This is a genomic window from Sediminivirga luteola (assembly GCF_014639315.1).
GTDB lineage: Bacteria > Actinomycetota > Actinomycetes > Actinomycetales > Brevibacteriaceae > Sediminivirga > Sediminivirga luteola.
The window spans coordinates 121820-132776 of sequence record NZ_BMFY01000003.1 but is presented as its reverse complement, the minus strand read 5'-3'; the positions used below and the strand labels follow the sequence as shown (position 1 = coordinate 132776).

Here is a 10957-nt window from a genome sequence, read left to right as displayed (position 1 = left end):
GCCCGTTTGGAAAGCGCAGTCGCGCGCCGATCACGCCCGTCCAGGCCGTGCATGACGGACCGGTTCGGATGGAGACGACTCCACTATAGCATCCTCGTCACCTCGGCCGTGACACCCTCCGCGGCGAGCCGTCCACGGTGCAGGGCGAAAACCTCCTGCGCGCCGAGAATGCTTTCCACGGCCGCGGCCAGCCCCCCGGTGCCCAGTACCAGGACGGTCGGCCCCGCACCGGAGACCGTGGCGGCGATCCCCGCCTGGCGCAGCCGGTCTACCAGGCCGAGCGTCTCGGGCATCGCCGGGCGGCGGTACTCCTGATGCAGCAGGTCCGCGGTGGCCTCCAGCAGCAGCGCGGGCTCACGCGTCAGGGCGTGCACCAGCAGACCCGCGCGCGCGGAGTTCGCGGCCGCGTCGGCGTGCGGCACCGTGGCCGGCAGCAGTTCCCGGGCGACGGCGGTGTCCAGCCGCGTGGCGGGGACCAGCTGGGCCAGCTCCAGGTCGGGATGCGCCGCCAGGCACGCCGTCCGGGCGCGGGGCCCGGACATCCAGCTGAGCGTGACGCCGCCGTAGATGGCGGGCGCGGCGTTGTCCGGATGCCCCTCCCAGGCGCAGGCGAGCTGCAGGAAGTCCTCGTCGCAGGGTTCCGCGGTGCCGGCGGCCTTGGCGAGCGCACCGGCCGCGGCGACCCCGGCCACCACGGCGCTGGCCGAGGAGCCGAGCCCGCGTGAATGCGGGATCAGGTTGCGGCACTCCAGCCGCAGGGGCAGGGCGGGGTCCAGGCCGAACTCCGGCAGCGCCTTCCTGATGGCCCGGGCGATCAGATGCCGTTCGTCCCGCGGAATCTGCGCCGCGTCCTCGCCGCTCACGGCGACGAACTCGGCCTCCTGCCGGTCCGTGACGGTCAGCCGCAGGGTGTCCCGGATGTCGATGGCCAGCCCGAAGCTGTCATAGCCGGGTCCCAGGTTCGCACTCGTGGCGGGGACGGAGACCTCCACCACCGTGCCGGCGGGGAGTCCCGCGCCAGCGGTCACCGGCACGCGTCAGTCCTCCAGGCCCAGCTGCCTGGCCGCGCTGACCGCATCCACCGGCACCCGGACCGGTTCCACGGCCGAGCCGTCGGGGAGCTGCGCGCCCCACTGCGGGTCCTTCAGGCCGTGGCCGGTGACGGTCACCGCGACGGTGGCGCCCGCCGGCAGGTCCCCGGCGCGCTTGAGCAGCCCGGCGACGGAAGCCGCCGAGCCAGGCTCAACGAAGACGCCCTCGCGCGAGGACAGGAGACGCTGCGCTTCGAGGATCTCACGGTCGCTCACCGCGTCGATCAGGCCGCCGGAGTCGTCGCGGGCGGCTTCCGCCTGCTTCCAGGAGGCGGGATTGCCGATGCGGATGGCGGTGGCCACCGTCTCCGGCTCGGTCACCGGGTGACCGGCCACGATCGGCGCGGCGCCTTCCGCCTGGAAGCCCCACATCGCCGGCAGCCTGGTGGTGCGGCCGGCCTCGCGGTACTCCCGGTAGCCCTTCCAGTAGGCCGTGATGTTCCCGGCGTTGCCGACCGGCAGCACATGCACGTCCGGCGCGTCGCCGAGGACGTCGGCCACCTCGAAGGCCGCGGTCTTCTGCCCCTCGATCCGGTCGGGGTTGACGGAGTTCACCAGGTGCACCGGGTACGACTCGGAGAGCTTGCGGCACAGCTGGAGGCAGTCGTCGAAGTTCCCGTCCACCGCCAGGATGGTGGCGCCGTGGGCGACGGCCTGGGCCAGTTTGCCCATCGCGATCCGTCCGTCCGGCACCAGCACCGCGCAGGTCAGGCCCGCCCGGGTGGCGTAGGCCGCAGCGGAGGCGGAGGTGTTCCCCGTGGAGGCGCAGATGACCGCCTTGGCGCCCTGTTCCGCGGCCCGGGAGATTGCCATCGTCATGCCGCGGTCCTTGAAGGAACCGGTGGGGTTCATGCCCTCGTACTTCACGAAGACGCGCGCTCCGGTGAGCTCGGACAGCACCGGGGCGGGGATGAGCGGGGTGCCGCCCTCCCCCAGGGTGACGACGGGGGTGGACTCGCTGACCGGGAGGAGGTCGCGGTATTCCTCGATCACACCGCGCCAGAGCCGGCTCGCCTGGGTCATGCTGCTCCTTCGATCCTGAGCGTCGCCCGGATGTCGTTGACGACGTCCAGGTCCTTCAGATCGCCGACGGTGCCGGCGAGGGCGGACTCCACGCTGCGGTGGGTGGAGATCACCAGGGTGGCGCGCCCTTCGGCGGCCTCCTGCTCGCTGACGGTCTGCCGCACGGACTCGATTGACACGCCGCGGGCCGCGAAGACCTCGGTGACTCTGCTGAGCACGCCGGACTTGTCTGCTACGTCGAGCGTGACGTGATACTGCGTGGGGATCTCGTCCAGCGGCACGATCCGGAGCCTGCCGGTCGCCGGGGAGTACTTGCCGCGGCCGCCGAGCACCCGCCGGCGGGCGACGGAGACGATGTCGCCGAGGATCGCCGAGGAGGTGGGCGCTCCCCCGGCTCCCTGGCCGTAGAACATCAGGCTGCCGGCCTGCTCGGCCTGCACGAACACCGCGTTGTAGGCGCCGCGCACCGCAGCAAGGGCGTGGCCGCGCGGGATCAGCGCCGGGTACACGCGTGCCGAGACGCCTGGTTCCATGCCCGCCGCGTCATCGGCGGCCACCCGCTCGCAGATGGCCAGCAGCTTGATGACATAGCCCTGTTCTCGGGCAAGTTCCACCGACTGCGGGGAGACGTCCCGGATGCCCTCGACGTGCACATCGTCCAGCTGCACCGGGGTGTGGAACGCCAGGGAGGAAAGGATGGCGGCCTTGGCGGCGGCGTCGTGCCCGTCGACGTCGGCGGTGGGATCGGCCTCCGCGTAGCCGAGCTCCTGGGCTTCGGCGAGGACCTCGTCGAAGGCGCTGCCCTCGGCGTCCATCTTGTCCAGGATGAAGTTGGTGGTGCCGTTGACGATGCCGAGGATGCGGGTGACGCGATCACCGGCAAGGGAGTCGTCGAGCGGCCGGACGATGGGGATCGCGCCGGCCACCGCGGCCTCGTACTCCAGCCGGACCCCGGCGTCGTGGGCGGCTTTGATCAGCTCGGTGCCGTGCTGCGCCAGCAGCGCCTTATTGGCGGTCACGACCGAGGCGCCGGACTCCAGCGCCGACAGGATCAGCGAACGGGCAGGCTCGATGCCGCCCATCACCTCGACGACGATGTCGGCGTCGGCGACGAGCGCCCGGGCGTCCGTGGTCAGCAGCCCGGCGGGAATTCCCGGACGCTCACGGTCCAGGCTGCGCACGGCGATGCCGGACAGCTCCAGCGAGGCCCCGGTGCGGGCCGCGAACTCCTCCGGCCGGCCGAGCAGCTGACGGGCGACCTCCGAGCCGACGACGCCGCAGCCCAGCAGCGCCACGCGCAACGGTTGCGTCATGGTAGTCCTACTCCTTCATCCTCGTTCGTTCCAGCTCTCCGCCACATCGGTGGACAGCAGGTCCTCATGGGTCTCGGGCCGGACGATCCAGCCGATGGCATCGGCGGTCACGGCGAGTACGCCGGGCCTGGGCACGTGGTTGTAGTTCGAGGCGAGCGGGCGGCAGTAGGCGCCCGTGCCGGGGACCGCGAGGAGATCCCCGGCGGCGATGTCGGCCGGGGCGTACTCGTCGCGCACGATGATGTCGCCGCTCTCACAGTGCATGCCGACCACCCGAGTGACCCGCGGCTCCGCGCCCGAGGCGCGCCCGGCGACGGTGCAGGAGTAGTCGGCGTCGTAGAGCGCCGTGCGGGGGTTGTCGCTCATCCCGCCGTCCACGGCGACGTAGAGCCGCTCGCCGTGGCCGGTCTCGACCGGCTTGACGGTGCCGACCGTGTACAGCGTGAACATGGCCGGGCCGATGAGCGAGCGCCCGGGCTCGAAGGACACCGTGCGCGGCAGCGGATCGCCCAGGTCCTCACAGGCGCGGACCACGGCCCGGGCCATGCCCGCGGCGAGTTCGTCCACCGGCTGCGGGGTGTCCTGGGAGGTGTAGGAGATTCCGAAGCCGCCGCCGAGGATCAGCTCTTCGCAGCCGGCGCCCAGATCGCGGCGCAGTTCGGCGCGCAGGCCCATCAGCCGGGCGGCGGCCACCTCGAAGGCGCTCGCGTCGAAGATCTGCGAGCCGATGTGGCTGTGCAGGCCCAGCAGGTTCAGGTGCGGGTCCCGGTGCACCCGCTCGGCGGCTTCGCGGGCCGCCCCGGAGGCGAGGGAGAAACCGAACTTCTGGTCCTCGTGGGCGGTGGCGATGAAGTCGTGGGTGTGGGCCTCCACGCCGACGGTCACCCGGATCACGACCGGCGCCGTGACGCCCTTCTGGGCGGCGAGGGCGGAGAGCCGGCCGATCTCGTCGAGCGAGTCCACCACGATCTGGTTCACGCCGTGGTCGAGCGCGGCACTCAGTTCTTGCGGAGATTTGTTGTTGCCGTGCATCGTCATCCGCTCCCCCGGCACCCCGGCGCGCTGGGCCACCAGGAGCTCGCCGAGCGAGCAGACGTCCAGTCCCAGGCCGTCCTGAAGCGCCCACCGGGCCACCTGAGTGCACAGGAACGCCTTGCCGGCGTAGTAGCTGCGCGCCTGAGTGCCGGCCGCCGCGAAGGCCTTCTCAAAGGCGGTGCGGAACTCCCGGGCCCGGGAGCGGAAGTCGTCGACGTCCAGCACGAACGTCGGCGTGCCGTAGTCACGGGCCAGATCGTTCACCGAGTGCCCGGCCACCCGCAGCGCCCCGTCCGTCCCGCGGGTGATGTTCCGGGACCACAACTGCGGCAGGAGGGCGTTGACGTCCTCCGGATAGGGCAGCCACACCGGTGAGGGAGCGCTGTGCAGCGGGCCCGCGACGTGCCCGGCCATCACATCCGCTCCGGCGCGCTCACGCCCAGCAGGCCCAGGCCGTTGGCGAGCACCTGGCCGGTGGCGCGGTTGAGCTGCAGGCGTGCCCGGTGCACGGGCTCGACGGGGGCGTCGCCCTGGGGCGTCACGCGGCAGGAGTCGTACCACTTGTGGAACAGCCCGGCCAGGGACTCCAGGTACCGCGCCACGCGATGCGGCTCGCGCAGCTCAGCGGCCTGCGCGACGACCCGCGGGTAGTCCGCAAGCGCCGCCAGCAACAGCGCCTCGCTGGGGTGTTCCAGGAGCTCTGCCTGGACGCCGCCGGCAGTGTCGACCCCCGCGTCGGCGGCATTCCTGGCCACGCCGCAGGTCCGGGCGTGGGCGTACTGCACGTAGTAGACGGGATTGTCGTTGCTGCGGCTGCGCAGCACCTCCGGCTCCAGGGTGAGCGGGGAGTCCGCGGGAGTGCGGGCCAGGGAGTAGCGCACGGCGTCGGCGCCGAGCCAGTCGATCAGATCGGCCAGCTCAATGATGTTCCCGGCGCGCTTGGACAACCGGGCCCCGTTGACCTTGATGAGCTGGCCGATGAGGATCTCGATATTGACGTCCGGATCGTCGCCGGCGCAGGCGGCGATGGCCTTGAGCCGGCCCACGTAGCCGTGGTGGTCCGCGCCCAGCAGGTAGATCTTCTCGGGGAAGCCACGATCCCGCTTGCTCAGGTAGTAGGCGGCGTCGGCGGCGAAGTAGGTCGGGTTCCCGTCGGCGCGGATGAGCACCCGGTCCTTGTCATCGCCGAAGTCCGTGGTGCGCAGCCACACCGCGCCGCCGGAGTCGTAGACGTGCCCCTGCTCGCGCAGCCGGGCCACGGCCTGCTCCACCGCACCGGTCTCGTGCAGCTCGCGCTCGGAGAACCACACGTCGAAGGACACCCCGAACCGCTCCAGCGTGGCGCGGATGTCCTCCATCTGGCCGGTGTAGGCGATCTCCCGGACCACCGGGAGGGCCTCCTCGTACGGCAGGTCCGCTGCCTCTGGGCGCTCCTGGCGCACGCGGGCGGCGAGCTCGTCGATGTAGGCGCCCGGGTAACCGCCCTCCGGGGTGGGCTCGCCACGCAGGCTGGCCAGCACGGACGCGGCGAAGACGTCCATCTGGGAGCCGGCGTCGTTGATGTAGTACTCGCTGGTGACCTCGGCGCCAGCCGCCCGCAGCACCCGGGCGATGGCGTCGCCGAGCGCTGCCCAGCGGGTGTGACCCAGGTGCAGCGGCCCGGTCGGATTCGCGGAGACGAACTCCAGGTTGATGACGTGCCCGTTGAGGGCGTCGCCGCGGCCGTACCCGGCACCGGCCTCCACGATCGCGGTCGCCAGCGCCCCGGCCGCGCCGGAGGCGAAGGTGATGTTCAGGAAGCCCGGCCCGGCGATCTCGACGGCCTCGATGCCCTCGTGCGCGCGCAGCTCCTCCGCCAGCATCCCGGCCAGGTCCCGCGGCGGCATCCCGGCGGGCTTGGCCAGCTGCAGGGCGATGTTGCTGGACCAGTCACCGTGATCGCGGTTCTTAGGCCGTTCGACGGTGATGGTCTCCGGGGCGGGGACGCCGATGCGGCCGCTCGCGTGGGCGGCCTCCAGGGCGGCACGAATGGCGTGTTTCAGGTCTTCAGGGGTCACTGTCCCAAGGTTACTGGCACGCCCGCGAGGGGGCGAATCTGTCTCACAGGACAATCACGGGACAATGGGAGCATGCACATCCACGACCCGCAACATGACGACGTCTCTCCTCCGGCAGTTCCCTCGCCCGGCGCGGCGGCGCCCTCGCCATCCGGACCCACCCGGATCGTGCTGATCCGGCACGGGGAAACCGACTGGAACGTCCTGGGCCGCCTGCAGGGCGCCTCGGACATCCCTCTCAACGCCGACGGCCGGGCGCAGGCGGCGCTGACCGGGCGTGCCCTCGCCGCCCAGCCTGCGCCGCCGTTCGAGGTGCTGTACTCCTCGCCGCTGATGCGCGCCGCCGTCACCGCGGATCTGATCGGCCGGGAACTCGGCCTGGAGGTCGCCGCGCGGGTGCCGGAGCTGCGCGAACGGAGCTTCGGGCTGGCCGAGGGCATGACCTGGGCGGAACGCGGCGAGGCCTTCGGGCCGGGTCTGGTCGAAGGGCAGGAGGCCGATCACGAGGTGCGGGTGCGCGCCCTGGCGGCGCTGGAGCGCCTGGCCGCGGCCCACCCGGGAGGCGCCGTCGGGGCGGTGACGCACGGCGCGGTGATCCGCGTGATCGCCGAGTACCTGCTCCAGGCCGATCCCTATTCACTGCCCCCGGTGCGCAATGTCTCCCTCACCACCCTGCGCCACTTCGGCGCCGGCACCTGGGAGGTCGAGGAGCTGGGGCGGCACGCCTCCGACGAGGTGCAGGCGCCCCGCTGAATCAGTCGTCGAGCTTGTCGATGGCCTCGTCGATCATCGGGACGTAGCGTTCGAGCGCCCACGGCACGGTGAGCGGATTGATCATGGACGAGCCCGTGACGAACGGCTGATCCTCCGGGGCGACGACCGAGCCGCGCGCGATGGCCGGGATGGCCGCGTAGGCGGCCTGCGATTCGATCTCCTGGCGGGTGCCGGGGTCGGAGTAGAAGGTGAAGATGAGGTCCGAGTCGGCCAGGACATCGGCGTTCTCCAGGCTCAGCAGCGCCGAATCGGTGCCCTCGGTCTCCTCCAGGGTCTCCGCCACGGGATCAACCGTCAGGCCCAGCGCGGAGACCATCGCCACCCGCTGCTCGGTCGGCATGAAGACGCCGAGCGTGCCCGGGCCGGTGGTGTAGATGAAGGAGAACGTGATGCCCTCGTACTCCGGCCGGGAGGCGGCGGCGAACTGCGCCTCGATGTCCTCGATGAGCCCCGCGGCCTCCTCGTCCTGCCCCATCGCGGCGCCGATCGTGGTGATCTGCTCCTCCCAGGTGATCGTCCAGGGCAGTTCCGGGTAGGCGACCGTGGGCGCGATCTGGGAGATGGCGTCGTACTGCTCCTGCGTCAGGCCGGACCAGGGCGCCAGGATGAGGTCGGGGTCGAGCGCGGCGATCGCCTCGGCATCGAGTTCCTCCGCGCCGGTGAACTGCTCCGGCAGCTCGCCGCCCGCTTCCGTGACGGCCTCGTGGATCCAGGGCATGTACCCGGTCTCGTCGCTGCCCCAGGGGTACTCCTCCATGCCCACCGGGATGGTCCCCAGCGCGATCGCGGTCTCGGTGGAACCCTGCCCGAGGGTGACGATCCGCTCGGGTTCCTCCGTGATCGTGGCGGTACCCAGGGCATGCTCGATCTCGACGGGCTCGAAGTCGCCGCCCGCGGATGTCTCCTCCTCCGGGGAGGCGGACTGGCATCCGGTCAGCAGCAGCGCTGCGGCGCTCAGCGCAGCACCGGAACGCAGGAGACGGAGCATGCGGGTCCTCTGTACGGTCACGGGTCGTGAGCCTTTCGTCAGCCCCGGGGCCCGGGGCGCCTGATCGTGAGCCGCGTCCTCGCGACCCCGTGGAAGTGTAGCCTCACCTAAAGCGTCGGCTCAAGCGCGGCGGCTGCGGGCAGACCTCCTCCCGCACTCGGATTCCGGAGGGGCGGATCGCCCGCGCGGACTACACTTTCGAGGGTGTCCGGCTCTCCTCTGCGGCGCGTCGCCGTCCTGGTACTCGAAGGCGCCAAGCCCCTCGATGTGGGCATTCCCGCGCAGGTCTTCACCACCCGCGCCAGCATGCCCTACGAGGTGCGGGTCTGCGCCGCCCAGCCGGGCCTGGTCTCGGGCGCCGACGGGCTCTCGTACCATGTGGCGCACGGCCTGGACGCACTGTCCTGGGCCCAGACCGTCTTCATCCCGGGCTACCGGTTTCCCGACCGGGAGGAACCGCCCGCCGCGGTCGTGACGGCGCTATTGGACGCGCACCGGGGCGGCGCCAGGCTGGCGGCCATCTCCACCGGCGCCTTCGCACTGGCCGCCACGGGCCTGCTCGACGGGCGCCGTGCCACCACGCACTGGCACTACTCCCGCGCGCTGCGCGCCCGCCACCCGCAGATCCTGGTGGACGAGAACGTGCTCTTCGTGGACGAGGGGCAGGTGCTCACCTCCGCCGGCGCGGCCTCGGGGCTGGACCTGTGTCTGCACATCCTGCGGCGCGATCTGGGCGTGGCAGCGTCGAACCATGCCGCCCGCCGCCTGGTGGCCGCCCCGTACCGCAGCGGCGGGCAGGCCCAGTACCTGCCGCGCAGCGTGCCCGAACCGCTGGGCGAGCGGTTCGCCGCCACCCGTGAGTGGGCCCTCCTGCACCTGGGCGAGCCGCTCACCCTGGAGGACCTGGCCGAGCACGCCGCGGTCTCCCCGCGCACCTTCTCCCGGCGTTTCGTCGAGGAGACCGGGTACACGCCCATGCAGTGGATCCTGCGCGCGCGCATCGATGTGGCCAGGGAACTGCTGGAGCGCTCGGAGCGCAGCATCGAGCAGATCGCCGCCGATGTCGGCCTGGGCACGGCGGCCAATCTGCGCCGCCACTTCCAGCAGATCCTGGGGACCACGCCGCGGGAGTACCGGCACACCTTCTCGCAGCACGGCTGAGGTCAGAGAGCGCGGGCCGGTGCGGCCATCGCTCGTCCTCGTTCAACGCACTGCGGCGCGGCGCTGGAACCGAAACGGGCGCACCCTCCGGCAGAGAGCCCGGATTCGCCAGACACCACCGTGTTGCCAGAACGACACCGTAGACGGTGGTGTCCTGGCAACACGATGGTGTTTTTCGGGACGAACGGGCCGCTTCACACGCCGCGAGGTGAGGCGTTTCACATCGGCGCGGCTGCGCGCGGCGCCTTGGCGAGATCCTTTCGAACGATGGCGTTACGGCCACTGTCTCTCCTCCATCGGCGGCGCCACCCTGGTAGTGACCCGATACGCATGAGATACGCATGAGAGAGGACACGCCTTGACTCGCATCGCGATCAACGGATTCGGCCGGATCGGCCGCAATGTGCTGCGCGCCCTGCTGGAGCGGGACAGCTCCCTGGAGCTGGTGGCCGTCAACGACCTGACGGACCCCGCCGCGCTGGCACGCCTGCTGGCCTTCGACACCACCGCCGGACGGCTCGGCCGCCCGGTACAGGCGGAGTCGGACGCCCTCATCGTCGACGGCCGCCGCATCGCCGTGACCGCCGAGCGCGAGCCGGAAAAGCTCCCCTGGGCGGAGCTGGGCGTCGACATCGTCCTGGAGTCCACCGGCCGGTTCACCTCCGCTGAGGCCGCCCGCGCCCACTTGACCGCTGGCGCCAAGAAGGTCCTGGTCAGCGCACCGTCCTCCGGTGCGGACGTCACCCTCGCCTACGGCGTGAACACCGAGGCCTACGACGCCCAGTCCCACACCATCGTCTCCAATGCGTCCTGTACCACCAATGCGCTGGCGCCGCTGGCGTCCGTGCTGGACGATCTGGCCGGCATCGAGCACGGCTTCATGACCACGGTGCACGCTTACACTCAGGAGCAGAACCTGCAGGACGGCCCGCACCGCGATCCGCGCCGGGCGCGCGCCGCGGCGGAGAACATCGTGCCCACCACGACCGGTGCCGCTAAGGCCATCGGCCTGGTGCTGCCCCAGCTGGACGGCAAGCTGAACGGCGACTCGATCCGCGTGCCGGTGCCGGTCGGCTCGATCGTCGAGCTGAACACCACGGTCTCGCGTGACGTCACGGTCGACGAGGTGCTGGCCGCCTACCGTGAGGCCGCCGAGAGACGTCTGAAGGGTATCCTGGAGTACTCCGAGGACGCCTTGGTCTCCTCCGACATCGTCGGCAATCCGCACTCGTCCATCTTCGACTCCGCGCTCACCCGCGTCGACGGACGCCACATCAAGGTCGTCGCCTGGTACGACAACGAGTGGGGCTTCTCCAACCGCGTGATCGACACCCTGGAGCTGCTCGCCTCCTGATCGTCAAGCGCACCCCCGCTCAGGTGCGGCTACAGTAGCCGTCATGAGCGCTTCTCCCCCTGGGAGCCACGAGCCCGGCGGGCCCGATGAGACGGGCCGGCCGGGCTCTTCCGGCTCCCCCGCCGCGGATGCGGACGCACGCCCGCTCGCCTCGGCGTCGC

9 protein-coding genes are annotated in these 10957 nt (G+C 71.5%); 3 read left to right on the top strand and 6 right to left on the bottom strand.

Features of this window, described 5'->3' with window-relative positions; genetic code table 11:
- Positions 1-83: 83 nt before the first annotated feature.
- Genes thrB through argS form a run of 5 tightly spaced genes read right to left on the bottom strand, consistent with a single transcriptional unit; the run spans position 84 to position 6519 of the window.
- Positions 84-1034 carry a homoserine kinase gene (gene thrB / locus IEW13_RS04030; RefSeq protein ID WP_188549653.1) on the bottom strand — a complete coding sequence of 317 codons (951 nt, stop codon included), beginning with the start codon at positions 1032-1034 and terminating at the stop codon, positions 84-86.
- 3 nt (positions 1035-1037) lie between these two features.
- A complete protein-coding gene (gene thrC, locus IEW13_RS04025; protein WP_188549652.1) occupies positions 1038-2114 on the bottom strand; it encodes a threonine synthase in 1077 nt (358 codons plus the stop codon).
- On the bottom strand, positions 2111-3427 hold the full coding sequence (locus IEW13_RS04020; RefSeq protein WP_188549651.1) for a homoserine dehydrogenase: 1317 nt from the start codon (positions 3425-3427) through the stop codon (positions 2111-2113). The genes thrC and IEW13_RS04020 overlap by 4 nt, the downstream gene beginning before the upstream one ends.
- Before the next feature lie 15 nt (positions 3428-3442).
- The gene (gene lysA, locus IEW13_RS04015; protein ID WP_188549650.1) at positions 3443-4876 is read right to left on the bottom strand and encodes a diaminopimelate decarboxylase; all 1434 of its coding nucleotides are present in this window, start codon (positions 4874-4876) and stop codon (positions 3443-3445) included.
- A complete protein-coding gene (argS, locus tag IEW13_RS04010) occupies positions 4876-6519 on the bottom strand; it encodes an arginine--tRNA ligase (protein WP_188549649.1) in 1644 nt (547 codons plus the stop codon). Before argS ends, lysA begins: the two co-directional genes overlap by 1 nt.
- 72 nt (positions 6520-6591) lie before the next feature.
- Between argS and IEW13_RS04005 the strand changes: the two genes are divergently transcribed.
- Positions 6592-7272, top strand: coding sequence for a histidine phosphatase family protein (locus IEW13_RS04005; RefSeq protein ID WP_188549648.1), 681 nt, complete (start codon positions 6592-6594; stop codon positions 7270-7272).
- Position 7273: 1 nt separating this feature from the next.
- On the opposite strand, the gene IEW13_RS04000 is transcribed toward IEW13_RS04005, so the two are convergent.
- Positions 7274-8281 carry an iron-siderophore ABC transporter substrate-binding protein gene (locus IEW13_RS04000; RefSeq protein ID WP_188549647.1) on the bottom strand — a complete coding sequence of 336 codons (1008 nt, stop codon included), beginning with the start codon at positions 8279-8281 and terminating at the stop codon, positions 7274-7276.
- A 204-nt stretch (positions 8282-8485) separates the two neighbouring features.
- On the opposite strand from IEW13_RS04000, the gene IEW13_RS03995 reads away from it, so the two are divergent.
- Both IEW13_RS03995 and gap read left to right on the top strand, forming a co-directional pair.
- Complete coding sequence (locus tag IEW13_RS03995) at positions 8486-9442, top strand: GlxA family transcriptional regulator (protein WP_188549646.1); 957 nt, start codon at positions 8486-8488, stop codon at positions 9440-9442.
- Between the two features lie 358 nt (positions 9443-9800).
- Positions 9801-10796 carry a type I glyceraldehyde-3-phosphate dehydrogenase gene (gene gap, locus IEW13_RS03990; protein WP_188549645.1) on the top strand — a complete coding sequence of 332 codons (996 nt, stop codon included), beginning with the start codon at positions 9801-9803 and terminating at the stop codon, positions 10794-10796.
- The last annotated feature ends 161 nt before the right edge of the window (positions 10797-10957 follow it).

Bases quoted from the DNA above. Each gene is read 5' to 3' on its own strand.
- IEW13_RS04000 (WP_188549647.1), bottom strand. From the start codon at position 8,281: ATGCTCCGTCTCCTGCGTTCCGGTGCTGCGCTGAGCGCCGCAGCGCTG.
- lysA (WP_188549650.1), bottom strand. From the start codon at position 4,876: ATGGCCGGGCACGTCGCGGGCCCGCTGCACAGCGCTCCCTCACCGGTG.
- IEW13_RS04005 (WP_188549648.1), top strand. From the start codon at position 6,592: ATGCACATCCACGACCCGCAACATGACGACGTCTCTCCTCCGGCAGTT.
- thrC (WP_188549652.1), bottom strand. From the start codon at position 2,114: ATGACCCAGGCGAGCCGGCTCTGGCGCGGTGTGATCGAGGAATACCGC.
- IEW13_RS04020 (WP_188549651.1), bottom strand. From the start codon at position 3,427: ATGACGCAACCGTTGCGCGTGGCGCTGCTGGGCTGCGGCGTCGTCGGC.